Below are 24,943 nucleotides of genomic sequence, written 5' to 3' on the forward strand. Positions count from 1 at the left end.
GGCCTTTTTTTCAGCTCGTGCTTTCAGGAAGCTGCAGACCATAAGCCGTATCCAGCAGGGCTGAAATCTCATCCCGTGATGGACTGTGATTCTGTGGTCCCTGCGAGGCAATTTTAATGGCGCCCATGATATTGCCCAGCTTGCAGGCGTCTTCAAATGACCAGCCCAGCGTCAGTCCATACAACAGCCCGCCCCGATGGGCATCGCCACATCCGGTCGGGTCGGTGACGGCGACGGCCTTGCATGGTGCGATTGCGCGCTGGCTGCCGTTTTCGTACAGCGTCGCGCCTTCGGCACCGCGGGTTACGATGACTGCCTTCAATCCTGCAGCCAGCTCGTCGATGGATTTTCCCATCCGCTGCTCAACCACCGAGGCTTCGTAGTCGTTAAAGGTCCAGACGTCGGCCAGTGCGTGCATGTCTTCCAGGTCCTGACGTTCAAACAGGGGCATCGCCTGTCCCAGGTCGAAAATAAACGGCACCTTGCTGGCATGCATGGCGCGGGCATGCTTGAACATCCCGTCCTTGGCGTCTGGCGCAACAATACCCCAGGCGGCCGCCTCTTCGCCAATATCATTTTCCGTAGAACGTGTCATGGCGCCCGGGTGGAATGCCGCGATCTGATTGCCCGACAGATCGGTAGTGATATGGCACTGCGGTGTGAACATGTCGTCCAGCACACGTACCAGACGAGTATCGATACCCAGGCTGCGCATATGCGCCAGATAATCACCCGCATCGGGCCCGACAGTGGCGACAGGCACTGGATTGCCACCAAGCAGCATGAGGTTGTAGGCGATATTGCCTGCACAACCACCAAATTCCTTGCGCATGGTGGGCACAAAGAAGGACACACTCAATGACTTGATATTTTCCGGGAGGATGTGATCCTTGAAATGACCCTCAAAGGTCGTGATGGTGTCAAAGGCCACCGAGCCGCAAATAAGAACTGCATTATTCATTGAAAAACCTTCAGGGATAAAACAAACTCAATTCGAAACCGGCCACGTCGGTACGACTGACCTGCACCGGCAGATCGATGGCAATTTCGTCATTTGGCTGGAACGCCCGCTTTTGCGCATCGGGCAGCAGATATTCTTCAGGCTTGATGATACGTCGGGCAGAAACGGACTCGGACGCATCCTTTAAGCTCAGTACCAGCGACGGTAACGGCTGGGCAATGGTATCGTTATTTTTAAGGATCGCCTGCAGCCTGAAACTGTGGATGTCGGCGGTCGTCGCCGGCGTCTTTACCTGGCGCAAGGCCGGCTTCAGGATGGCTAAATGGCGTACGGAGCGCGTGTAACCGACCTCACACCCCACGAAACTGCACAATTGCACAAGCTGGGGGCGCAGGGTTGGTGCTACATTGACAATCTGGTTCCGGAACACCACAGCGCCCTGAGCAAAGAGAATAATCAGCGCGAACAATACGGCCAGAAACCAGATCAGACCGCTACCGTTGCTGTGCTCTGGGTCATCATACTCGGTGTCACGCTGCACGCGTCGACGATACTGGCCTTCCACGTGCACCCGGGGCGCCGCTCCCCGACCATCCTGATTATAGGCGCCGCTGCCCGACAGGCTGGGCGCATCCACCAGGAAACGCTCGCCAGCTCCCCGGTCGCGATCGCGCACCCGTCCTCTTCGCGGCGTGGACCGATCGTCCAGCTCGTCCAGGGTCGGTTCAATCGCCTGGTCCGATAGCGGATCGGCATCCTCATGATACTGCCTTGGTGACGCAGCGGCACGCGCCTGGCGATCTGTGTCACGTACATCACGCAAGGAATGGCGGGATGCGGGCGCTGGCTCAGAGCCAGCAGAAAGCGTATCGGTGTGGGGTTGTTCAGCCTGCAGGACCGGGAAATCGGTCTCATCGTCCACCTCATGTTCGAAGGCGTTGAAAACGGTGGAGCAAACGCCGCAACGCACCTTGCCCTCACGCGCATTCAACTGCGCCGGAGTCACATCAAAGCGGGTACTGCAATCTGGACAACGCGTTTTCATACATGCCTCTCAGGTCTGCTTGCGAGTGCCGGCCAGGCAAACCCATCCATCATGACTGCGCCAAATCGACATGTCGATCCACGGCGCATAGGCAGCAGCCACTTCCTGTGCCTGCCGCTCCAACACCCCGGACAGAATCAACTGACCGCCAGACGCCACCCGGCCGCATAACATGGGCGCCAGTACTTTGAGTGGATTGGACAGAATATTGGCCACAACCACATCAAATGTACCGGGCTGCAAGCCATCCGGCAGGCAGGCTTCGATACGCACCTGATTGTTCTGGGCATTGTCGCGGGTCGATTGCACGGCCTGCTCATCGATATCGACACCAATGACTTCACGCGCCCCCAGTTTGGCGGCGATGATGGCCAGAATGCCCGAACCACAACCGTAATCGAGCACACGCTGCCCCTGCTGCAGATGAGCGGCCAGCCATTGCGCACACAAGTGCGTCGTAGGATGACTGCCGGTTCCGAAAGCCAGTCCCGGATCCAGTTCGATCAGAATCGTACCGGCATCTGCATCGGCACCGGGCACGTCCGGGTTCTCGCGATGCCAGCTGGGCACGATCCAGATCTGGTCGGTAATGCTGATAGGGTCAAACTGCGATTGAGTCAGTCGTACCCAATCGGTATCGGCCACCTCTCTGACGACTGCCGTAGCAGCATATTGTTCGCCCGCCTGCTGTTCCAGCGCCTGCAGAAGCACTTGCGGCTCCACATCGTCTGGCAGTAACGCAACAACACGATTGTGATGCCAGGCCTGAACATCAGGCTCCCCGCCAGGCTCGCCGAACAGTGGCGTTTCATGCTCGGTGCCCGAGTCGGCATCTTCTACCGATACCGACAGCACGCCAAGCTCAAGCAATATATCCGACAGCGCTTCCGCCCGGTCTTCCGAGCACGATAATACTAGTTCCCGCATGGCCTATCCTCTTGCGTCGTTGCAAAAAAAGGTCCGAAGACCTTTTCTGCTGACTCGATTATTTTGCTCGTTGTTCGAGTTTGTGTTCCAGATAATGGATACTGGTTCCACCCTCGACAAAACGCGCATCGGTCATGAGTTCACGATGCAGTGCAATGTTGGTTTGAATCCCTTCCACGACCATTTCAGACAGCGCCAGGTTCATGCGGGCAATCGCCTGTTCACGCGTGTCGCCGAACGTGATGAGCTTGGCGATCATGGAGTCATAATTGGGCGGTACCCGATAGCCATTGAACACATGTGAATCAATCCGAACACCCGGACCACCAGGCACATGCCAGTTGGTGATCAGGCCGGGCGATGGCATGAATGAATAGGGATCTTCAGCGTTGATACGGCACTCGATGGCATGACCTTTAAAGACAATATCACGCTGGCGCAGCTTGAACGGCTCGCCTGCGGCAATAAAGATCTGCTGCTGTACCAGATCAATACCTGTGATGCATTCGGTGACGGTGTGCTCAACCTGAATACGGGTATTCATTTCAATGAAATAGAATTCCTCGTTCTCGTACAGGAACTCGAAGGTACCCGCACCGCGGTAACCCATTTTGCGGCAGGCTTCGGCACAACGCTCACCAATGCGTTCGATCAGTTTGCGCGAAATGCCAGGCGCCGGCGCCTCTTCAATGACTTTCTGGTGGCGACGCTGCATTGAGCAATCGCGCTCACCCAGCCAGACGGCGTCTTTTTTGCCGTCAGCAAGAATCTGAATCTCCACGTGCCGCGGATTTTCCAGATACTTTTCCATGTACACTTCGGGATTATTGAATGCTGCCTGTGCTTCTGCCTTGGTCAGATTCACGGCACTCACCAGTGCAGCCTCGGTGTGGACTACGCGCATACCACGCCCGCCACCACCACCCGCGGCCTTGATGATGACCGGATAACCTACCTTGCGGGCTGTTTCCATCATATAGGCAGGATCATCGGGCAGCGCGCCTTCTGAACCAGGTACAACCGGCACGCCGGCAGCAATCATCGCCTGCTTGGCGCTGACCTTGTCACCCATAATGCGAATGGATTCCGGACGCGGGCCAATGAATACAAAACCGGAACGCTCAACCCGTTCGGCAAAATCGGCATTTTCTGCCAGGAAACCATAGCCAGGGTGGATCGCCTCGGCATCGGTCACTTCTGCAGCAGAAATAATGGCCGGCATATGCAGATAACTCTGCTGGGCGGGTGCAGGGCCGATACATACTGACTCGTCGGCAAGACGTACATATTTGGCGTCGCGGTCGGCCTCGGAATGCACGACCACTGTTTTAATACCCAATTCGCGGCAGGCGCGCTGGATCCGCAGGGCGATCTCACCCCGGTTTGCAATCAGGATTTTTTCAAACATACTCAGGCAATCACGAAAAGTGGTTGGCCAAACTCAACGGGTTCGCCATTCTCAACCAGAATTTCCCGGATCACACCGGATTTGTCCGCTTCAATCTCATTGAGCAGCTTCATGGCTTCAATAATACACAGCGCATCGCCTTCGGAAACGGTGGCACCCACTTCAACAAAAGGAGGAGAACTGGGGTTAGGCGCACGGTAGAAAGTTCCAACCATGGGAGACTTGACAATGTGCCCGGCGGGCGTTGCCGGCGCAGCGGGCGCGGCTGGCGCTGCGGCAGCAGCTGGCGCAGCGGCCACCGTTGCCGGCTGTGGCTGCACCGGTGCTACCGGCTGCAGCGTCTGGGAGAACTTGACGATGCGGACCTTGCCTTCACCTTCGGTGATTTCAAGTTCTGCGATGCCAGATTCGGCAACCAGATCTATTAACGTTTTCAGTTTTCTGAGATCCATATTTATTCCATGCTTCGAGTTGATTGTCAGACAGACGCCGTTTTCGGGCTCTGTTTTAAATGATGTTTTATCGCGTATTGCAGGGCTGCCATATAACCGTCGGCACCCAGTCCGCAAATGACTCCGACTGCCTTGTCTGCCAGATAGGAGTGATGCCGGAAAGATTCGCGTTGATGTACATTGGAAATATGTACCTCTATGAACGGAATGGCCACGGCACCGAGGGCATCGCGTAAGGCGACACTGGTATGCGTATACGCTGCGGCATTGATGACAATGAACGCGGTATTGTTACGCGCTGAGTGAATCTTTTCGACCAGCTCGCCCTCATGGTTGCTCTGGAAACATTCGCATTGCACGCCGGCTTCACTTGCGGCAAGCATTAATGCTTCGTGAATGTCCTGCAGCGTCTGCCGACCGTAGACATCCGGTTCGCGCGTACCCAGCAGATTTAGATTAGGACCATTAAGAACCAGTACCTTTTGCGTCATTGAGCGCCAGTCTATAAGCAAATAAACTCGTATTTAACGGCAATTTCATGCTTTTGTCTATTAAAATCTACCAATCCGCCCGTCTGGCGCACGCTCAGGCATGCCGATTCGCGAACGCAGCCAGCTCATCCATCGCGATTTCACCCAGGATTGTAGCCAGCGGTCCGGCCTTCTCATCCAGCACGAGCGTGAACGGCAGTCCGCCCTTGGGGTTGCCCAGTCTACGCATCAGCGCGATTTTACCGGCACCTGCCGTCAGTAAGGGGTAAGATACCGGCGTTTTACGCGCAAACGCTTCAATATTGGCGACGGTATCCAGTCCAATGCCCACGACATTAACTGAAGCCTGTTTTTGATGCAGCGCGTCCAGTGCCGGCATTTCCCTCACGCAGGGCGCGCACCAGGAGGCCCAGAAATTCAGAACAGTCAGGCGTCCATCAGCCAGATCACGCAAAGACACCGCCGTGCCCTTCAGATCAGGCAATGATAGCGTCAGCAGCTCATTGAGCGCCGCCTCGTCCACCGTCGACACATCTTCATTCAACTTTGCTGCGGCCCGCACCGGTGGGCTCATCAACAGGAAAGGCCAAACCATGCCGGCCCCAACGAACTGTCTGCGATTCATTCTGCTCATACTCATTGTGTTTTAAACGTTGTATGAAAATAACGATACCGTCAGCGCGAGCGGGCAATTGTGTTCCGGCAACCGAAACAACGCACCCGGGACGGCAGCGGCTATATGACATACATATTGCTAATTCTACCTACTGGGCGATGCAATTGCCGCGTTGTGACTGATTCCGCTTAAAATACCGCTCAGGAGAAATTTATGCATTTACATATCTTGGGCATTTGCGGCACTTTTATGGGCGGTCTGGCCCTGATTGCGCGCGCGGCCGGACACAAAGTCACGGGCTGCGATACAGGCGTGTACCCTCCCATGAGTACACAACTGCAGGAACAGGGTATCGACCTGATCGAAGGGTTCGATGCCGCCCAGACCGCTCTCAAGCCCGATCTATTTGTGATCGGCAACGTGGTCACCCGCGGCAATCCGCTAATGGAAGCCATTCTGGACCAGGGCCTGCCGTATGTGTCCGGCCCCCAATGGCTGGGCGATCATGTTCTGCAGCGCCAGCATGTTCTGGCCGTGGCAGGCACGCATGGTAAAACCACCACCAGCTCCATGCTCACCTGGATCCTGCAGGATGCAGGCCTGAATCCCAATTTTCTGATTGGGGGCATTGCCACCAATCTGGGCATTTCCGCAAAATACGACCCGGCGCAACACTATTTTGTCATCGAGGCCGATGAATACGATACGGCTTTTTTCGACAAGCGTTCCAAGTTTGTTCACTATCACGCCCGTACGGCCATCTTGAACAATCTGGAATACGATCACGCCGACATTTTCCCGGATCTTGCCGCCATCGAAACGCAATTTCATCATTTAGTGCGAACCGTGCCACAAAGCGGCTGCATTATTTATCCACCGCAGGATCAGGCACTGGAACGGGTGCTGCAGCGAGGCTGCTGGTCCCAGCAGGATCAGTTCGGCCCGGGCGGGCGCTGGACCTTCAAAGCAGGCCAGGCCGACATGAGCAGCTTTACCGTTCTATGTGACGGCGAACCCCAGGGCGAGGTTAACTGGGCACTCACCGGTGCCCACAATGCCAGCAATGCACTCGCTGCTATTGCTGCCGCCAGCCATGTGAACGTGCCGGTGACCGCTGCCATTGCCGCACTGTCGCGATTTTCGGGTATCCGCCGCCGCATGGAACTGCGTGGCACGGTCAACGGTATCCAGGTTTTTGATGACTTCGCCCATCACCCGACGGCCATTGAAACGACCCTGGACGGCTTGCGCAAGCAGGTTGGCGCACGCCGCATTCTTGCCGTGCTTGAACCTCGCTCCAATACCATGAAACTGGGCACCATGGCCGCCAGGCTGCCGCAGGCACTGGCGCTGGCCGACCGTATATACTGTTTTGGCGCCAAATCCGGCAAACATGCACTGGGCTGGGATCCGGCCGAGATCTTTGCGGGCAGCGCCGTCCCTGCTCAGGGCTACAGCGATCTGGACGTGCTGATTCAGGACGTCAGCAGGCAGGCCCAGCCCGATGACGTTATTCTGGTCATGAGCAATGGCGGCTTCGGCGGCATCCATGAAAAACTGCTGCTGGCCCTGCAACAGGCTGCGACACAAACGGTTTCATAACATTCTCATGATTCTTTACCTGCACGGCTTCCGTTCGTCGTCTCTTTCGGCCAAATCACAGCAATTGCAACAGGCAATGGCTGCTGCCGGGCGCTCGCACGAGCTGGCCGCGCCCGATCTGCCCGATGATCCTCATGCGGCCATTGCATTGGCCATGACGCACGCAAAGCGACTGTGCCCGTCCGGCAACATGCAAGATCTGACCGTGATCGGTTCGTCGCTTGGCGGCTACTACGCCACCTGGCTCAAAGAAGAATTGAAATGCAAGGCCGTCCTTATCAATCCGGCTATATATGCAGTCCGTGACCTCTCTACCCAGCTGGGTCACAGCACAAAATTTCACAGCGATGCGCCTTTTTCATTTACGGCCGAGTCGGTTCGGGCGCTGGCCGGTCTGTACCGACCGGCGCTAACCCAGCTCCAGCGCTATTATCTGCTGGCCTGCACCGGCGACGAGCTGCTGGACTGGCAGGAAATGACCCATCGCTACGATGGCGCACGCCTCACACTGATACAGGGAGGGGACCACGCATTTTCCATGTTTGAACGTTACCTCCCTGCCATTCTCGATTTCACCGCCTCCAAGTAGGAACTCATATTCATGTACGTGGTTTTTGAAGACGACGGCAGCTTCAAGGCTGAAAAAATTCATTCCGAAGCCGATTCGACACTCCAGGTTGAATCGGTCAGCGGTAAACGCAGCAAAATCAAGCGCAACGCAGTCATTTTTACCTTTGATGGCATAGAGCCACAAACCATGCTCGAACAGGCACGGGCAACAAGCGAAGACATTGACCTGCAATTTCTGTGGGAATGCGCGCCGCAAGATGAATTTTCAGCTCAGGACATGGCGCTCGAGTATGTCGGGCACGAACCGTCCATTACCGAAAAAACAGCGATCCTGTTGCGCCTGCATAGTGCGCCGGCCTACTTTCACCGCAAGGGCAAAGGCCATTACAAGGCGGCGCCGGCAGATATTTTGCAGGCGGCACTGGCCGCGCTGGAAAAGAAACAGCGTCAGGCAGAACAGCAGCAGGCCTGGACCAATGCCATGCTGGCCGGTACGCTGCCAGAAGACTTGCGCGATGCCGCCCGTACCTTCCTGATCCGCCCGGACAAAAATACACTGCAGTGGAAAGCCTTCGAGAAGGCGCTGGACGAGAGCGGCAAGTCTGCCGAGACCCTGCTGCTGGAGCTGGGCGTGTATCCGCACGCGCTCGCCTTGCATCTGGATCGATTCCTCAAACAGCACTTTCCCAAAGGAACCGAGGTTCCCGAACTGGACATTCCGGCCATACCCGCGCTGCCATCCAGCGATGTATTAGCCTATTCAATCGACGACATCAGCACTACCGAAATTGATGACGCCCTGTCGGCAACACATATCGACGGTGATCTGTACCGGATTGGCGTGCATATTGCCGCGCCGGCGCTGGTGGTTACACGCGATTCGGATCTGGACAAACTGGCGCGAAATCGCATGTCCACACTCTATATGCCCGGCGATAAGATTCCCATGCAAAGCGACAGCCTGATCAGCATGTTTTCGCTGGATGCTGGCAGACCCGTGCCGGCGCTGTCCCTGTATGTCACGGCCAATATTGCCACCGGCGAGATCCACGAAACGGTCACCCGCGCCGAAACCGTCACGATTCGCGAGAACCTGCGCCTGGACGATCTGCTGGATCAGGTAACCCGTGAAGCGCTGGAAGATCCGGCAGCCGAGTTGCCTTACGCAGAATTATTCCGCCCACTCTGGCAACTGGGCCAGCACCTGAAGACGGCGCGCGAACAGGTGCGCGGTAAACCGGAAAGTAACAACCGTACGGAATATACCTTCCGCCTGCACGGGCCGGCAAATGACCCCGAGTCGCGTATTGAACTGATTCCGCGCCAGCGCAATGCACCGCTGGATCAAATCGTGGCCGAGTATATGATTCTGGCCAACACGCAGTGGGGCGGTTATCTCAATGAGCATGGCCTGCCCGGCGTATACCGCTCGCAGCAAATGGGGCGTACGCGCATGTCTACCCATCCGCTGCCACATGAATCCATCGGCGTTCCACAATATGCGTGGTGCACATCGCCTCTGCGGCGTTATGTGGATCTCGTGAACCAGCGTCAGATTCTTGCCGCGGCCGAACATGGCGTTTCGGCGCGTCTGGTTGCGCCATTCAAACCCAAAGACGCAGATTTGTACGCCATTATCGGCGCCTTCGAATCCCAATACACGCTCTGGCACGAATTCCAGAGCCGGCTGGAACGCTATTGGTGTCTGCGCTGGCTAACTCAGCAGTCCCGCAGCAGCCTGCACGGCACTTTCATTCGTGACAATCTGGTACGCCTGGAAGAAATCCCGCTGGTTATCGAAGTGAACGGTGTACCGGAACTTGAACGTAACGACCGTATGATCATCAATGTACGCGGCACCGATGAGCTGAGCCTGCACATTGACGCAGAATACGCCGGACTGGCACAAGCAGACACCGAGGCAGCCGCAACATGAACACGCCACGCATCTTCGCCGTTCTTGGCAACCCGATCAAACACAGCCTGTCGCCGCGCCTGCACACCCTTTTTGGCCTGCAAACCGGCCTGCAGATTGAATACATCAGGCAATGCGTTGAACCCGCAAATTTTAACGAGCATGTAAGACAGTTCTTTGCCAATGGCGGTCGCGGTCTGAACATCACACTGCCATTCAAGGAGCAGGCCTACGCCCTGGCCGGCTCCCACATTTCCGAGCGCGCCAGGGCTGCCGGCTCGGCCAATACCCTGTGGCAGGAAAATGGCGCTATACACGCCTGCAATACCGATGGCGTCGGATTGGTCAATGACATGCTGCGCCAGCACGTGACCTTGCGGGAAAGCCGTATTCTATTGATCGGTGCCGGCGGAGCCACGCGCGGCGTGCTGCCCGCGTTGCTTCAGGCCGGCTGCGCACATCTGCACATTGTGAACCGTACCGAAGACAAAGCCCATGCCCTCGCCGCTCAGGCGACGGTACCGCCAGCGACCCAGGCACAGGTAACGGCATCGGCATTTTCTGCGCTGCAAGGCAACTGGGACATCATCATCAATGCGACCTCCAGCAGCCTGTCCGGAGAGCCCCTCCCCCTGCCCGACAGCGTGTTCCGCGCCGACAGCGTTGCCTACGATATGCTCTATACGGCAAGTGGCGACACCCCGTTTCTGCAACAGGCGCGTGCCGCTGGCGCCCTCCATACATCAGACGGCCTGGGCATGCTGGTCTACCAGGGTGCCGAAAGCTTCCGCATCTGGAACCAGATTGAACCCGACGCGGTGCCGGTTCTTGCTGCGCTACGCACGGAACTGACGGAATCGCGCTGATGCTCGAAACAGTTGGAAGTATCGCCTGCGCAGTGGTGACCGGCATTGCCGAACGTGTACGCTCGCAGTCGATCGCCCGCTCCCTTGCCGATCTTGTCGGCCTGTTGATTGCAGTCATTCTGCTCTATCAGGTCTATCTGTTCGCCTGGGTACTCTGGTATAGCGTATTCAATCCCGGTGGCAGTGCGTATATGCGCGAACAGGCCAGCCAGCTGGCAGCCCAGGATCCGCCTGTGAGCATTCAATACGAATGGACGCCCTACGAGGCGATCAGCCCGAATCTGAAAAAAGCCGTCATTGCCGCCGAGGATGCCCGCTTTACCGAACACGGCGGGGTCGAATGGGAGGCAATCCGTAAGGCCTGGCGATATAACGAACGCCAGGAGGAAGCCGGCCATACTCGCCGTCGTGGTGGCTCCACCCTTACCCAGCAGCTTGCCAAAAACCTGTTTCTATCGGCCGACCGCAGCTATATTCGCAAGGGGCAGGAACTGATCATTACGTATATGATAGAAGCGATCATGTCTAAACAGCGGATTCTGGAACTGTATCTGAACGTTGTCGAATACGGCACCGGTATTTTCGGTGCCCAGGCTGCTGCGCGCCACTATTTCAAAGTAGACGCAGCACACCTGTCTGCTTCTCAGGCCGCACGTCTGGCCGCCATTTTGCCCAACCCAAGGGTCTATGGCAAGAACATGCAGTCGCGTTATGTGCTATCGCGCGGCCGGACCATTTCCGCCCGCATGCGCAGCGCCGTCCTGCCCGAATAAGGTACGACCGCACCGGCTCGCCGATCCGGATGGCATAAATGCAAATGATGGTGAAGTCAGAAAGCAATGACGATATGTTCCGTTACCAACCGGTTACTTTATCAGATCGCAATCAACGCTAAAATACAAAACACGACATCGGCAATGTGACCCACGACGCCACGACGAGCACCGCCCTGGCCGGGCATTATTTCAGCCGGCAACAGGGTCCGCGAATTTATCGACGATAAGCTGTTAGGCTGGTATGAGCGCCCAAACAACAGTAAAATCAACGGCTCTGAGTCCGCGACACATTTCCGCGTCTGACTGGAAATAAATAGAACACATGCGCACCGCAAGACAATATCTAGGGACAGAAATTTACCGCTCCACCGTAGCTGTACTGGTGGCGCTCGTCGGTCTGTTCACCTTTTTTGCCCTGATAGATGAACTGGACAGCATCAGCGACAAGTTCCCGTTGCTGTCGCTCCTCTATCTGCAAGTATTGCAATTGCCAACTCGTCTTTATGACCTGTTGCCCATCGGCCTGCTTATCGGATCGGTACTGGCGCTGGCCAGCCTGGCCCAACGCAACGAATTGGTCATATTGCGCGTTTCAGGCGTCAGCAGCATTTCGTTACTGCTCATGCTTTGGACCATTACCATTCCCCTTATGCTCGGTGCCTTCGTCTTGTCGGAGTTTGTCACTCCCCGCGCGGAACTCATGACCAGCGAAGCCAGCCTGAAGTACCTGGGCAAAGCCAGCGGCGGACAAATGAACTCGGGCAACTGGTTTCGTGAACCCGATGAGGACGGCAATATTCGTACCATCAACATCGCACAACTTCGCGATCAGGGCAGTGTACAAGACATTCGCATCATCACTTACAACGCGGACGAAAGCCGCTTTATTTCTCTTGACCATGCCAGGACAGGACACTTCAGTCACAACACACTGACCCTGACCGATGTGGTACACATTACCAGCCTGATCGATGCCAAAGCAGCACTGGCCGACCCCAATAAGCCGGTTTCAGATGTTGCCAGGCGTACGGTTCTGCCTACGCTGGAACTGAAAACGACGCTTACCCCCAATCGCCTGCTGGCCGGTCAAATGCAGCCGGACCGCATGTCGACAGTGTCGTTGCTTGATTACATTTCATACCTGGAGCAGAACAAGCTGCAGACCAACCGGCAGGTTGTCGCATTGTGGCGGAAACTGAGTTATCCGTTTACGTTACTTGTCATGATTACCATTGCGGCGCCTATCGGATTCATGCAAACCCGCAAGGGCGGAGTCGGCGGCAAGGTGTTCCTGGGTATTTTACTGGGCGTTGCATTCTATATGATTAACCAGCTTGCGCTGAATGTGGGCATGCTGAAGAATCTGCCGCCATGGTTTACCGCACTCATGCCTAATACGATCGCCATGCTGATCGCCATGCTTGCGCTCTATCTCATGGAATCCCGGCGGACCCCGCGTATGCAGCGCGCACCACTTTCAGGAAAGGCTGCGACGTAATGAATATCTGGGCTGTAGGAGATTTACAGGGTTGTTGTGGCGCACTGGACGAACTGCTCGAACATCCGTTGATTGAGAAAGATCCCCATTGCCGGTTCTGGTTTGCCGGCGATCTGATCAACCGCGGGCCGCAGTCCTTGCGCACGCTCAAACGCATTATCAAACTGGGTGACCGTGCCGTCAGTATTCTGGGCAACCACGATTTGCATATGCTGGCCGTTCATGCGGGCATACGCAATGAGAACAAATCGGACACATTCGATGCGATTCTCAGAGACAAGCATGTTGATGAATTGATCGACTGGCTACGGCATCGTCCACTGGCCCACTACGATGCCGGACATTTGATGGTGCATGCCGGAGTCATGTCCAAATGGGATCTGGACAAGACCCTGGCGCTGGCCGAGGAAGCACATCAGGCGCTGATCAGCGACAAATGGAAAAAGAACCTGCAGAAAATGTACGGCAATGAACCCGTCCAGTGGAAGGACGGGCTATCAGGTGCAAAACGACTGCGGGTGATTATCAACGCCTTTACCCGCATGCGATTGTGCACCAAACAGGGCGAAATGGATTTTGCCTCTAAAGAGGCGCCCGGTGGTAGCAGCCATGCCGGACTGGTACCATGGTTTGACGTGCCCGACCGTAAAACCGCCGATATCCCCATTATTTTCGGCCACTGGTCAACCCTGGGTTTGCTGATTCGCAAGAATCTTATGGCCCTGGACACCGGTTGCGTGTGGGGTGGGAAACTCACTGCCATGCGGCTAAGCGATCGCAAGCTTATTCAGATAAGCTGCAAGCAGCACGGCAAGTAATCAGCGGCCGGGCAAGCACCGCGCCGTAGCCAGAACCGGCAGGGGTCGGGTAAAGCGCGCCCTGCCCGGTCCCATGTGTACGTTCAGCGCTGTACCACTTTGGCCAGAATCGCTTCGCGTACCTGAGCGGCCAGTTGCGCGCGACTCAATTCCGATGCCTGACCATTTTGCGTGACGGCGGGCAGACAATAAACCTCAACGCAGACATGACTGGCACTCAGCAGAACCCAGATATTGCCAATCAGAGTCTGATCGCCAATGAACGCCATTTTTCCGCTACGCTGACCTTCATACCAAAACACCAGCGCAACCGGCTGAATCGCGACCTGCGCACGCATGGCGGGCTCGAACAAACTGGTGCTGAATGCCTTGACATCCAGACCATCGGAAGTGGTACCTTCGGGAAACAATCCGACGCAGATATTACGCTCGAACAAGCTTTTCATACTGTCGCTAACGCGACCGATGGCCTGACGCTGCCCTCTTTCAATAAACACCGTGCCTACTCTGGCCACCAGCCAGCCGATCACCGGCCAGCGGCGGATCTCCTGTTTGGCAATAAACGACGTGGCCCGCCAGCTGTTGAGAATAAAAATATCAATCCACGACACATGGTTGGCTACCCATAAGACCGGACCGCTCATGATGGGCGTACCGTGACGCACCACTTTCACACCACACACCAGCATCAGGCAGCATGACCAGGCCTTGGTCACGGCATCCTGCACCGCCCGGTTCATAAACGGCAATGCAATCGCAGCAGTCAGCAGCCCCGAGAGTAACAGCAAAATTAGAAAAAACGCCCTGACAGCAAACCGTAAATACGCGATCACACAAACTCCCACACGCTGCGACCACCTACCAGCGTCATCACGACTTTACCAGGCAGCTCGTAACCGACGAAAGGCGTATGGGCACTTTGACTGAGCAAGGTGTCGCGCCCGACCGTCCAGGCCGCGTCGGCATCGGCAATCGCCAGATCAGCCGGCGCCCCCACCGCCAGCGTACCGCAACCTGGCAAGGACGGTGCACCTGCTTTCAGAATCGCCGCAGGCCCGGTAGTAATGAGCCCCAGCGCCTGCGCCAGCGGCAGCTTTTCTTCCCGGGCCCATTTGAGCACCAGAGAGAACAACAGTTCCACGCCGGTAGCGCCGGGCTCGGCTTCGGCAAAGGGCAGCAACTTGCCATCATCGTCTACAGGCGTATGATCCGAGCAGACCGCATCAATCGTTCCATCAACAAGCCCGGCACGAATCGCAGCGCGATCACGCTGACCACGCAGGGGCGGATCCAGCCGATAATTGCTATCGAAATAACCGATATCCAGATCTGTCAGGTGCAAATGATTGAGCGACACATCGCAGGTTACCGGCAGTCCCTCTGCCTTGGCCTGACGCACCAGAGCAATCCCGGCCGCGCTGGACAGGCGACAAATATGCAGGCGCGTGCCCGTGATTTTCTGCAATTCGAACAGCGTATGCAAGGCAATGGTTTCGGCCTGCTCCGGCACGCCGACCAGTCCCAGACGCGAAGCGAAGGATCCGCTGGCGGCCACCCCTTTGGATAGCGAAGCCTCCAGCGGCGTGAACCACAAAGTATAGCCATAGGTTTTGGCGTACTGCATGCTGCGCAACAGTACACCCGTATCAATCAGCGGCAGTGAAGCCTGGGAAAAGGCGATGCAGCCGGCTTCGGTCAGCTCGGCCATCTCGGTAATGATCTTGCCTTCAAGACGATTGGTCATCGCCCCCAGAGGATACAGGTTGGCCTGATGCAATTGGCGGGCACGGTGTTTCAGCATTTCCACCAGACCGGGCTCATCCAGTGCCGGTTCGGTATCGGGCGGCAGTACCAGGCTGGTCACACCACCTGCGAGCGCGGCCTGCATTTCCGACTCCAGCGTCGCGCGATGCTCAAAGCCAGGTTCACGCAAACGAACGGAAAGATCGATCAGACCGGGAATCACCAGTTTGCCTGTGGCGTCAATGCTGCGTGCCGCCGCAAACCCCTCCGGTTCCTGGCCCGTGCCAACAATGCGTCCGGCCGCAATATAAAGGTTACCGATCTGGTCTGTACCAGAAGCCGGGTCAAGCAGCCGGCCCCCTTTGATTACTATTTTCACTGAGATGCTCCAGCTACAATGCTCATGACTGCCATTCTTACAGCAATCCCGAATGTTACCTGATTGAGAATAACCGCCTGCGGTCCGTCCGCGACGGCCGAATCAATTTCCACACCCCGATTCATGGGGCCCGGGTGCATGACGATCGCGTCCGGTTTGGCGTAAGCCAGTTTTTCCTGCGTCAGCCCGTAATGCTTGAAATATTCCTGCGAAGAAGGCAGCAACGCGCCCTTCATGCGCTCGTTCTGCAAACGCAGCACCATCACCACATCGACATCCCTCAGTCCTTCACGCATATCGGTAAACACCTTGACACCCATTTGCTCCAGCCCGCCCGGCAGCAGCGTGAGCGGGCCAATGGCACGTACTTCGGCCGCACCCAGTGTAGTGAGCGCGTGAATGTCGGACCGGGCAACCCGGGAATGCAGAATATCACCCACAATCGCGACCGTCAGCCCGGAAAAATCTTTCTTGAAATGGCGAATGGTATACATATCCAGCAGGCCTTGCGTCGGGTGCGCATGGCGTCCGTCCCCGGCATTGATCACATGGATATGCGGCTCAACGTTGCGGGCGATAAGATATGGCGCCCCGCTGGCCTCGTGCCGAACCACAAAGACATCGGCCTGCATGGCCGTCAGATTGCTGATGGTATCGAGCAGCGACTCGCCCTTTGCAGTAGACGACACATTAATGTTCAGGTTATAGACATCGGCCGAAAGCCGCTTGGCTGCTATTTCAAATGTGGTACGGGTACGGGTGGAGTTTTCAAAAAACAGATTGAATACGCTTTTGCCTCGCAACAGCGGCACCTTCTTGATGTCGCGTTCCGCCATCGGTACAAAGGTCTGGGCCGTATCCAGAATGTGGGTCAGAATGTCGCGCGGCAGACCCTCTGTAGACAGCAGATGGGTCAGCTCGCCATGCCGGTTCAATTGCGGGTTAAACATGGCGGGGTTCCTCTTCCATGGTCAGGGTAAAACGGGAGTCATCATCAGTAGCCAGAACATAATTGCGGCCTCGCGGCAAAGGCAGCACGCCACCGCAGATATCGGGCGCAATAGGCAGCTCACGACCACCGCGGTCAATCAGCACGCCAAGCCGAACCGAAGCCGGCCGGCCATAATCGTATAGTTCATTGAGGGCGGCCCGGATCGTACGGCCGGTAAAAAGAATATCGTCGATCAGGAAAATATGTGCGCCTTCCACTTCAAACGGGACGTGGCTTGGCTGCGTCTGCGAATGCAGGCCGATGCGGTTGTAATCATCGCGATGCAGACTGGTATTGAGGGTGCCGGGCTGATTGGGTAGCTGCAGATCGGCGCAGAGTCGCCGTGCCAGCCAGGCGCCTCCTGAATAAATACCCACTAAATAAGTGTTGGCCGGGTTGGTGCCCCTTAGCTTGTCGCTCAGGGCATTTTTCAGATGCGCGTAAAGTTCTTCGGCGCTGGGCAGGCTGCCTGTCATGGTTTTCCTATCCTGTTAGCAAAGTTGCCGTTATTTTAAGCTATCCAGATAGCGTTGAAGAATAACTGCGGCCGCCATGGCATCATCTTCTTTATTATTGCCAAGAAGTGCCTGCGCTTCCATGCTGGAACCCCGTTCGTCTACCAGCTCAACCTGCAGGCCAAAGCGGCCATGCAATTGATTGGCAAAGCGCCGGGCAAATCTGGAGGCAGGCTGTTCATCGCCGCTGGTGGTAAGCGGCAGGCCCACCACTACTCTTTCGGGTTGCCACTCCTGCAGCAACGTTGCAATACGGGCAAAGCGGCCATCGCGCGTCACTTCACGAATAATGCACAACGGACGGGCCTGACGTGTGAGGGTATTGCCCAGGGCCACGCCGGTTTTCTTCATGCCGGCATCGAACGCCAGCAAGGTTTCTTCAGGCATGCCCTGCATCACCGGATAAAGCCGCGGGTTCGATGCCAAGCAGGGCCAGCGCTGCCGTATAGCGGTCCGCGGGTCGCTTGTTGAATATGATATTGCGGTCTGCGCCGACATTGAGCCAGGCATTGGCCGCCATTTCCTGCTCCAGCTGACCCGCAGACCAGCCAGCATAACCCAGGGTAATAAAAATTTGCTGCGGGCCTTCGCCGCGCGCCAGATCTTCCAGCACGTCGCGCGAAGTGGTGAGCGCCATATCGCCCAGCACGACGCTGGAACGATAATGTCCGGCAGGATGGTGCAACACGAAACCACGATCCGTCTGGACCGGCCCGCCATAAAATACAGTCTGCGCTGCCAGGTCGGCATTCACTTCCAGCTCCAGGCGCTCAAGCAGTTGCTCGACAGACAGATCGGTGGGCCGGTTCAGCAACAGCCCCAGGGCACCGTCTTCGGAATGTTCGCAAACATAGACCACACCGCCTTCGAAAATATCGGAAGTCTGAGAAGGCATGGCCATGAGGAACTGGTTCGCCAGGCTGACAAATTCAGATGCTTTTTTGTCTTCGGGTTCGATCATGGTCCTTCCTTTTGACGTGACGCGTCAGATTTCCATCATTTCAAAGTCTTCCTTGCGCGCACCGCACTCAGGACAGACCCAGTTGGGGGGAACGTCTTCCCATTTGGTCCCTGGCGCAATCCCTTCTTCAGGAACGCCGGTTTCCTCATCATAAACCCAACCACAAATTAAACACATCCAGGTACGCATAATACGGTTATTTCCTAACATTCAAAATAGAACTTCACGAATCGGATGGAGCCGGCCTATCGGGCTTGTTCCCGAAAACATGCCTGCCCACGCTTTAATACCCATTTTAATTTAAAATACTACCTTTGGCCTGCTTTCCCAAAAACCGCGCCGTGCTTTTTTTGTGCACCGGCAATTTTCACCGTTTTTGTCTTTCGCTTAGTACGTCTCGTGTCCTCTGATCATACCCCTGCAGTACTGTTTTTCAACCATCTGGATCCGACAGGGCGCTCCGGGCTTGCCGGTGATGTCCTGACCGCCGCGCAATTCGATTGTCAGGCAGTTACCGCGCTAACTGCTGTCACGGTACAGGACACCGGCGTTATTGAAGAAATCCATCCCATTTCCGACGAAATACTGGACAATCAGGCTCGCTGCCTGCTTGAGGACATCCCGGTCAATGCAATCCGGGCCGGTGGCCTGTACAATGCGGACCATGTCAGTGTGATCGCGCAAATTGCCGCCGACTATGACAGCGTCCCGCTGGTGCTGTATCTGGGCCCCCAATACGCGTCGGTCATCGAAGACAGTTCCGATGACGACATCGAGGCTTTGCTGCAGGCAACCTGGGAAACCCTGATTCCACAGGCCAGTTGTGTCGTCGTCGATTGCAGCTACCTGAATTTATGGGCGCCGGAAGATGACCATGACGATGAGAACCCGATACCCGTGGTGCTCGACGCCATTCTGGCAGCCGGGGCAAAATCCTGCCTGGCGCTGTTTTGCCCCTCTCCAGACGATGTCCATCAGCATATCCTACTTGAAGGCGGCGATCACAGCCTTGCATTTGGCTTTTTCCCGCTGGCCGGACAATCCGAAGCGGGCGATATGATCAGCGCTGCCCTGGCCTGCGAACTCACGCGGGGCCAGACATTATCGCAAGCCTGTGAAAATGCCATCACTTATACCCACAAGGCGCTGGCCAATGGCCGCAAACTGGGCATGAGCAAGCTGGTGGCACAAAGGCTGCAAAAGTCCTGATCTGTCCCCCATCCGTTACCCAATAGTGCCCTGCAAGCAATTGCAGGCGCTTTCTCGCTATACTTGTACCGATATCAGCACCCCGCCAGGCATAACCGCACAATGACAGCACACTCGTTTCCCTCCGGTCTATACGGCATTACGCCCGAATGGCATGACGCCGAACGCCTGCAAGAGGCAGTCTCGCTGGCCTGCGAAGGCGGCATGCGCGTGCTGCAGTGGCGCCAGAAAACCATGCCGGCAGCGCAGGCGCGCACAATCGCCGCATCACTCAGAGCCATCTGTCACGCCGCCGGGGTCCTGTTCATTGTTAATGATGACTGGCAACTGGCGCTGGAACTGGACGCAGACGGTGTTCATTTAGGCAAGGATGATGCTGCCCTTGCGACCGTGCGCGCGCAATTACAACAGCAAAACCACAAGCCCTTTCTGATCGGCGTGTCCTGCTATGACAGCCTAGCGCTGGCAGACAGCGCCATCAGACAACATGCTGATTACATTGCCTTTGGTGCACTGTTTCCTTCCATGGTCAAGCCGGACGCAGTCCGCGCGCCCCTGTCGCTGTTCCAGGCAGTAAAGAAAACGCAGAGTGCAGAACGTAAACAGGCAGTGGTGGGCATTGGCGGAATCAACCGGCACAATGCGCATCTGGCGGTCGAAGCCGGCGCAGACAGTATCGCCGTCATCACCGGCTTATTCGGTGACCCGGACATCCGCAGCGCCGCCGCTTACTATGCGTCACTATTTGATTCGCACCCGGCAGCATCTTCATGATTGATCTTTCCCCGCCCGGTCATATCGGTGCCGCCGGTCTTCAGACCCGCAAGCCGCACTGATAACCGGCCACTTTTCACTCATTTTTCAGATAAAGATTTCATTATGTCCCAGAACGAAGTTCTCTTTAAACGTGCCCTTCAATCCATTCCCGGTGGTGTCAACTCACCGGTACGCGCATTCCGCTCGGTGGGCGGCACGCCGCGCTTTATCAGCAAAGCCAAAGACGCGTATATCTGGGATGCTGATGGTAAACAGTATATTGACTACCTGGGCTCCTGGGGTCCGGCCATTGTTGGGCATGCGCATCCTGAAGTCGTTCAGGCAGTGCAGCGCGCCGCAGAATCAGGCCTGTCTTTTGGCGCACCCACTGAAGCCGAGTCCCTGCTGGCCGAAGCCATTATTGCGCGCATCCCTTCCATTGAAAAAGTTCGTCTGGTCAGCTCGGGGACAGAAGCGACCATGAGCGCCATTCGCCTGGCGCGCGGCGCCACCGGCCGCAACAAGATCATCAAATTCGAAGGCTGCTACCATGGCCATGCCGACAGCCTGCTGGTCAAGGCCGGCTCCGGCCTGCTCACGTTTGGCAACCCGACCTCTGCGGGTGTACCTGCCGAATTTGTCGCCCATACTGTGGTGCTGGACTACAACGATCTGGATGCGGTCAAGGCCGCCTTTGCCGAATTTGGCGCGGATATTGCCTGCATTATCGTGGAACCCATCGCCGGCAATATGAATCTGATCAAGCCGGTAGAAGGCTTTCTGGCCGGTCTGCGTGCCTTGTGCACCGAATATGGTGCGCTGCTGATTTTCGATGAAGTGATGACCGGATTCCGCGCCGGCCCTCAGGGCGTACAGGGCCTGTCGGGTGTCACACCCGATCTGACCACGCTGGCCAAAGTGATTGGCGGCGGCATGCCCGTAGGCGCCTTCGGCGGTCGTGCCGACATCATGGATCAGATTGCGCCGCTAGGCCCTGTCTATCAGGCCGGCACCCTGTCGGGCAACCCGGTATCTGTTGCTGCCGGCCTTATCACACTTGAAATACTGTCGCGTCCCGGTTTCTATGAGCATCTGCAAACCCAGTCTGCCAAACTGGTTAACGGCCTGCAGGAAAAGGCCAAAGCGGCAGGTGTCGCATTTTGCGCCGATTCTGTAGGCGGCATGTTTGGCCTGTATTTCCGCGAAACGGTTCCGACCACCTTCGCAGAAGTGTCCGACGTCAACCACGATGCCTTCAAGGTCTTTTTCCACGGCATGCTGGACAATGGCGTCCATCTGGCGCCATCGGCGTTCGAAGCAGGCTTTGTCTCAGCCACGCATAGCGACGAGATCCTGGAAAAAACCCTGGACGCCGCTACCCGCGCCTTTGCTCTGATCTAATCCAATTAATGACCGGCACCAGACTGCATGCGCCCAGCAGCGCAGATCGGGTGCCGCTTCCTGCGGTGGCAGTCTATTGCATAGGGAAAACACCACTCGGCTTATCGGAGAATTTTTTCCTGATATCCCGTTTTTCTCAATGTGAAATAAAAAAAACGCTACACTCAGGGTTATCCATAATATGTTAAAGGTGTTGAAGCTGTATGGCTGTAAACTTAAATATACCTGACGAATCAGCTATTTATCCGGTAGCAGGGGTTGAAATTGGCATCGCACAGGCCGGGATCAAAAAACCTGGCCGTGATGACCTTACATTGTTCAAATTTACGCCCGGCACTTCTGTAGCCGGCGTATTTACCCGTAACCGTTTCCGAGCTGCCCCGGTGCAGATCTGTGAATCGCGCCTGGCCAAGGGCAATGCCATTCGCGCCCTGGTTATCAATACCGGCAATGCGAATGCCGGCACGGGCGCCGATGGTCTGGAACGCGCCTTTGAGACCTGCCGTGTGCTGTCCAAAGAACTGGGCCTGCTGGAGGAAGAAGTCCTGCCATTTTCTACCGGCGTCATTCTTGAACCCCTTCCGGTAGAGAAGATTACAGCCGCATTGCCTCAGTGCATCCGCTCCCTGGAAAAAAATGCCTGGCTCAAGGCGGCGCACAGTATCATGACCACCGATACGCTGCCCAAAATCTGCTCCAAACAGCTGACGCTGGACGGACGCAAAGTGAGCATTACCGGCATCAGCAAGGGTGCAGGGATGATTCGTCCGAATATGGCGACCATGCTGGGCTTTGTGGCTACCGATGCGGAAATCGCCCCGGCGCTGCTCAAAGAGCTGGTCAAGGATATTGCCAACCGTTCTTTTAACCGTATTACGGTAGACGGTGACACCTCTACGAACGATTCATTCATCGTTATCGCTACCGGCCAAAGCGGCATACAGGTACAGGATACCCACAGTCCGCATTACGAAACAATCAAGGCGGAACTCACAGACGTCGCCCGCGAGCTGGCGCAGAAAATCGTCCGCGATGCCGAAGGCGCCACCAAATTCATCACGATCCAGGTGGAAGAAGCGGAAAGCTGCCAGACTGCCCTGAAAATCGCTTACGCCATTGCGCACTCTCCCCTGGTCAAAACCGCCTTCTATGCCTCGGATCCGAATCTGGGCCGCATTCTGGCCGCCATCGGTTACGCCGGTGTCGATGATCTGAATATATCCTCCCTGCGTCTGTGGCTTGACGACGTACTGGTCGCCAGCGGCGGTGGCCGTCATCCCGACTATCTTGAAGAAGACGGCCAGCGCGTCATGCAGCAGGCCGAGATTCTGGTGCGCGTTGCACTGGGGCGTGGCAATGTATCGGAAACGATATACAGTTGCGACTTCTCGCATGAGTACGTCAGCATCAACGCAGACTATCGTTCCTGATACCACTCCCGGGCCTGGGCAATCCAGCCAGGCCTGGCATGATCTGCACTGGCTGATAGATTCTCCGGATCTGCTGGCACCCGCTACAGACCTCCCACTGGCACGCTGGCCAGCGCTTGCTCAGCAAGAGATACACCAATGGCTGGCGCAGGAAGGCCATACGCCACAAACCCTGACCCACGACTTTCACACGCGCTTCCGCCGGCTTGGGCTTTATGCCGAAGCTCTGTTGCATGCAGCCCTGCAGCACGCCGACAGCATTGAACTGCTGGCACACCATTCACCTATCCACATCAATACCAATCGCGCTCGTTCCGCCACCAGACAGACCATTGGCGAGCTTGACTATATCTGGCGTGACCGCAGCAATCAGCAGGTGTGGCACTGGGAACTGGCTGTCAAATTTTATCTTTATGTGCCGCAGGCCCACGGACTCCTGGATGCGGACCGGTTCGTCGGCCTGCAGCAGCGCGATACGCTGGCGCGCAAGACCGCGAAAATGCGCGACCAGCAATTGCCGCTATCTGCGATGCCGGAGGTGACGCAGCAACTGGGCCTGCACGTAAATCACGTCGCCGCATACGTCAAAGGCTGGTTATTCTACCCAATACAAAGCGGGCGCTGTGACGATTACGTGCTGGCTGCAGCGCCGGCCCAGGCCATGCTCAATCCCCGGCACCTCAGGGGCTGGTGGCTCAGATATGCGGATTTTGTCACGCACCTGGAACAGGACACGGCCCCAGGCAAGCTGCGCTGGCGCGTTCTATCGCGCATGCAATGGTTATCGCCGCAACAGGCCGATGTCGCGCAAACGCTTGATGCGACGGCGCTGCTTGCCTATCTGCAATCATGGTTCTGCCCGAAGACGACAGCGCATGGCCCAGGGCCGGGCCTGCTCGTTGTCGCGTTGGCTCCCGTGGACAGCACCGTACCGGCCATTTCTCCAGATGCATCGGCAACAGACGTTGCAGAGCGAGCATCTGCTGCAGCGGCATCCGAGACCAGGCAGGCGCCGCCCGCCCCTTCCGGCCAGACCTACGCCGAGGTACACCGCGGCTTTGTGGTTCCCAATGCGTGGGTCGGGACGCTGCTGTAATTGCGTTCACGGTCAGCGTCTGGCGGCACAAATACCACATTTTTTTCGGCCATGCGCCCTTTCCTGTCGATTTTCCTGAAACAAGCGATTGATTCTTTTGACTTTTTATAGGTTTTCGCAGTAGAATGATGGGCTTAGCGTTTAATTATGCTAATTCCAATTTATTTTCAGAGGTTAACCCATATGTACGCGGTCATAAAAACCGGAGGCAAACAGTATCGTGTTGCCGAAGGTCAAAAACTCAAGGTAGAACAGATACCTGCAGACATCGGGCAAGAAATCTCGCTGGACCAGGTTCTGTCAGTAGGCGAAGGTGAAACACTCAAAGTGGGTGCTCCTTTGGTCGAAGGCGCTGTGGTTAAAGCTAAAGTTCTTGCACATGGACGTCACGACAAAGTGAAAATTTTCAAAATGCGCCGTCGCAAGCATTACCAGCGGCACCAGGGCCATCGCCAAAATTACACACAGATCGTTATCGAAGCAATCACTGCTTGATCCGTTCGTTAACAGCACAACA

General features: G+C 56.4%; 27 protein-coding genes. 13 read left to right on the forward strand and 14 right to left on the reverse strand.

Features of this window, described 5'->3' with window-relative positions; all coding sequences use genetic code 11:
• Positions 1-10: 10 nt before the first annotated feature.
• From MIM_RS15460 to MIM_RS15490, 7 genes are all read right to left on the reverse strand, one after another.
• Positions 11-961: a carbohydrate kinase family protein gene (locus MIM_RS15460; RefSeq protein ID WP_025373663.1), complete on the reverse strand. Its 951-nt coding sequence runs from the start codon at positions 959-961 to the stop codon at positions 11-13.
• Positions 962-971: 10 nt separating this feature from the next.
• On the reverse strand, positions 972-2,006 hold the full coding sequence (locus MIM_RS15465) for a DUF3426 domain-containing protein (protein WP_025373664.1): 1,035 nt from the start codon (positions 2,004-2,006) through the stop codon (positions 972-974).
• 9 nt (positions 2,007-2,015) lie between these two features.
• Complete coding sequence (prmA, locus tag MIM_RS15470; RefSeq protein ID WP_025373665.1) at positions 2,016-2,933, reverse strand: 50S ribosomal protein L11 methyltransferase; 918 nt, start codon at positions 2,931-2,933, stop codon at positions 2,016-2,018.
• A gap of 58 nt (positions 2,934-2,991) precedes the next feature.
• Entirely contained in the window at positions 2,992-4,341 is a 1,350-nt protein-coding gene (gene accC, locus MIM_RS15475) for an acetyl-CoA carboxylase biotin carboxylase subunit (RefSeq protein ID WP_025373666.1), read from the reverse strand.
• A 2-nt stretch (positions 4,342-4,343) separates the two neighbouring features.
• Positions 4,344-4,793, reverse strand: a complete 450-nt coding sequence (accB, locus tag MIM_RS15480; protein ID WP_025373667.1) for an acetyl-CoA carboxylase biotin carboxyl carrier protein — start codon at positions 4,791-4,793, stop codon at positions 4,344-4,346.
• A 26-nt stretch (positions 4,794-4,819) separates the two neighbouring features.
• A complete protein-coding gene (gene aroQ, locus MIM_RS15485) occupies positions 4,820-5,284 on the reverse strand; it encodes a type II 3-dehydroquinate dehydratase (RefSeq protein WP_025373668.1) in 465 nt (154 codons plus the stop codon).
• A gap of 94 nt (positions 5,285-5,378) precedes the next feature.
• A complete protein-coding gene (locus tag MIM_RS15490) occupies positions 5,379-5,909 on the reverse strand; it encodes a TlpA family protein disulfide reductase (RefSeq protein WP_025373669.1) in 531 nt (176 codons plus the stop codon).
• A 204-nt stretch (positions 5,910-6,113) separates the two neighbouring features.
• Between MIM_RS15490 and mpl the strand changes: the two genes are divergently transcribed.
• The 7 genes from mpl to MIM_RS15525 all read left to right on the forward strand — a co-directional run bounded on the left by mpl (position 6,114) and on the right by MIM_RS15525 (position 13,945).
• The gene (mpl, locus tag MIM_RS15495) at positions 6,114-7,502 is read left to right on the forward strand and encodes a UDP-N-acetylmuramate:L-alanyl-gamma-D-glutamyl-meso-diaminopimelate ligase (protein ID WP_025373670.1); all 1,389 of its coding nucleotides are present in this window, start codon (positions 6,114-6,116) and stop codon (positions 7,500-7,502) included.
• A 7-nt stretch (positions 7,503-7,509) separates the two neighbouring features.
• Positions 7,510-8,091: a YqiA/YcfP family alpha/beta fold hydrolase gene (locus MIM_RS15500; protein ID WP_025373671.1), complete on the forward strand. Its 582-nt coding sequence runs from the start codon at positions 7,510-7,512 to the stop codon at positions 8,089-8,091.
• 12 nt (positions 8,092-8,103) lie between these two features.
• On the forward strand, positions 8,104-10,008 hold the full coding sequence (locus MIM_RS15505; RefSeq protein ID WP_025373672.1) for a ribonuclease catalytic domain-containing protein: 1,905 nt from the start codon (positions 8,104-8,106) through the stop codon (positions 10,006-10,008).
• Positions 10,005-10,853: a shikimate dehydrogenase gene (gene aroE, locus MIM_RS15510; protein WP_025373673.1), complete on the forward strand. Its 849-nt coding sequence runs from the start codon at positions 10,005-10,007 to the stop codon at positions 10,851-10,853. Before MIM_RS15505 ends, aroE begins: the two co-directional genes overlap by 4 nt.
• Entirely contained in the window at positions 10,853-11,626 is a 774-nt protein-coding gene (mtgA, locus tag MIM_RS15515; protein WP_084459008.1) for a monofunctional biosynthetic peptidoglycan transglycosylase, read from the forward strand. Before aroE ends, mtgA begins: the two co-directional genes overlap by 1 nt.
• Positions 11,627-11,951: 325 nt before the next feature.
• On the forward strand, positions 11,952-13,127 hold the full coding sequence (lptG, locus tag MIM_RS15520) for an LPS export ABC transporter permease LptG (protein WP_025373675.1): 1,176 nt from the start codon (positions 11,952-11,954) through the stop codon (positions 13,125-13,127).
• Complete coding sequence (locus MIM_RS15525) at positions 13,127-13,945, forward strand: symmetrical bis(5'-nucleosyl)-tetraphosphatase (RefSeq protein WP_025373676.1); 819 nt, start codon at positions 13,127-13,129, stop codon at positions 13,943-13,945. The genes lptG and MIM_RS15525 overlap by 1 nt, the downstream gene beginning before the upstream one ends.
• Positions 13,946-14,028: 83 nt before the next feature.
• On the opposite strand, the gene MIM_RS15530 is transcribed toward MIM_RS15525, so the two are convergent.
• From MIM_RS15530 to MIM_RS15560, 7 genes are read right to left on the reverse strand one after another with little or no spacing between them, the layout of a single operon-like run.
• Complete coding sequence (locus tag MIM_RS15530) at positions 14,029-14,778, reverse strand: lysophospholipid acyltransferase family protein (RefSeq protein ID WP_052342326.1); 750 nt, start codon at positions 14,776-14,778, stop codon at positions 14,029-14,031.
• Positions 14,775-16,067: a dihydroorotase gene (locus tag MIM_RS15535; protein ID WP_025373678.1), complete on the reverse strand. Its 1,293-nt coding sequence runs from the start codon at positions 16,065-16,067 to the stop codon at positions 14,775-14,777. The genes MIM_RS15530 and MIM_RS15535 overlap by 4 nt, the downstream gene beginning before the upstream one ends.
• Complete coding sequence (locus MIM_RS15540) at positions 16,064-17,017, reverse strand: aspartate carbamoyltransferase catalytic subunit (protein WP_025373679.1); 954 nt, start codon at positions 17,015-17,017, stop codon at positions 16,064-16,066. The genes MIM_RS15535 and MIM_RS15540 overlap by 4 nt, the downstream gene beginning before the upstream one ends.
• A complete protein-coding gene (gene pyrR / locus MIM_RS15545) occupies positions 17,010-17,534 on the reverse strand; it encodes a bifunctional pyr operon transcriptional regulator/uracil phosphoribosyltransferase PyrR (RefSeq protein ID WP_025373680.1) in 525 nt (174 codons plus the stop codon). Before pyrR ends, MIM_RS15540 begins: the two co-directional genes overlap by 8 nt.
• A gap of 30 nt (positions 17,535-17,564) precedes the next feature.
• The gene (ruvX, locus tag MIM_RS15550; RefSeq protein ID WP_025373681.1) at positions 17,565-17,960 is read right to left on the reverse strand and encodes a Holliday junction resolvase RuvX; all 396 of its coding nucleotides are present in this window, start codon (positions 17,958-17,960) and stop codon (positions 17,565-17,567) included.
• Complete coding sequence (locus MIM_RS15555) at positions 17,953-18,534, reverse strand: YqgE/AlgH family protein (protein WP_025373682.1); 582 nt, start codon at positions 18,532-18,534, stop codon at positions 17,953-17,955. Before MIM_RS15555 ends, ruvX begins: the two co-directional genes overlap by 8 nt.
• Before the next feature lie 24 nt (positions 18,535-18,558).
• Positions 18,559-18,723, reverse strand: coding sequence for a rubredoxin (locus MIM_RS15560; protein WP_014749785.1), 165 nt, complete (start codon positions 18,721-18,723; stop codon positions 18,559-18,561).
• Between the two features lie 210 nt (positions 18,724-18,933).
• On the opposite strand from MIM_RS15560, the gene thiD reads away from it, so the two are divergent.
• From thiD to rplU, 6 genes are all read left to right on the forward strand, one after another.
• A complete protein-coding gene (gene thiD, locus MIM_RS15565) occupies positions 18,934-19,743 on the forward strand; it encodes a bifunctional hydroxymethylpyrimidine kinase/phosphomethylpyrimidine kinase (RefSeq protein ID WP_158318743.1) in 810 nt (269 codons plus the stop codon).
• A 102-nt stretch (positions 19,744-19,845) separates the two neighbouring features.
• Positions 19,846-20,517 carry a thiamine phosphate synthase gene (thiE, locus tag MIM_RS15570; RefSeq protein WP_025373684.1) on the forward strand — a complete coding sequence of 224 codons (672 nt, stop codon included), beginning with the start codon at positions 19,846-19,848 and terminating at the stop codon, positions 20,515-20,517.
• Between the two features lie 105 nt (positions 20,518-20,622).
• A complete protein-coding gene (hemL, locus tag MIM_RS15575; protein ID WP_025373685.1) occupies positions 20,623-21,900 on the forward strand; it encodes a glutamate-1-semialdehyde 2,1-aminomutase in 1,278 nt (425 codons plus the stop codon).
• 203 nt (positions 21,901-22,103) lie between these two features.
• Complete coding sequence (gene argJ, locus MIM_RS15580; protein WP_025373686.1) at positions 22,104-23,330, forward strand: bifunctional glutamate N-acetyltransferase/amino-acid acetyltransferase ArgJ; 1,227 nt, start codon at positions 22,104-22,106, stop codon at positions 23,328-23,330.
• The gene (locus tag MIM_RS22230) at positions 23,293-24,426 is read left to right on the forward strand and encodes a DUF1853 family protein (RefSeq protein ID WP_025373687.1); all 1,134 of its coding nucleotides are present in this window, start codon (positions 23,293-23,295) and stop codon (positions 24,424-24,426) included. The genes argJ and MIM_RS22230 overlap by 38 nt, the downstream gene beginning before the upstream one ends.
• A 183-nt stretch (positions 24,427-24,609) precedes the next feature.
• Positions 24,610-24,921 (forward strand): 50S ribosomal protein L21, encoded by a 312-nt coding sequence (gene rplU / locus MIM_RS15590; protein ID WP_025373688.1) that lies wholly within the window; start codon positions 24,610-24,612, stop codon positions 24,919-24,921.
• Positions 24,922-24,943 lie beyond the last annotated feature (22 nt).

It is taken from the genome of Advenella mimigardefordensis DPN7 (genome assembly GCF_000521505.1).
Classification (GTDB): domain Bacteria; phylum Pseudomonadota; class Gammaproteobacteria; order Burkholderiales; family Burkholderiaceae_B; genus Advenella; species Advenella mimigardefordensis.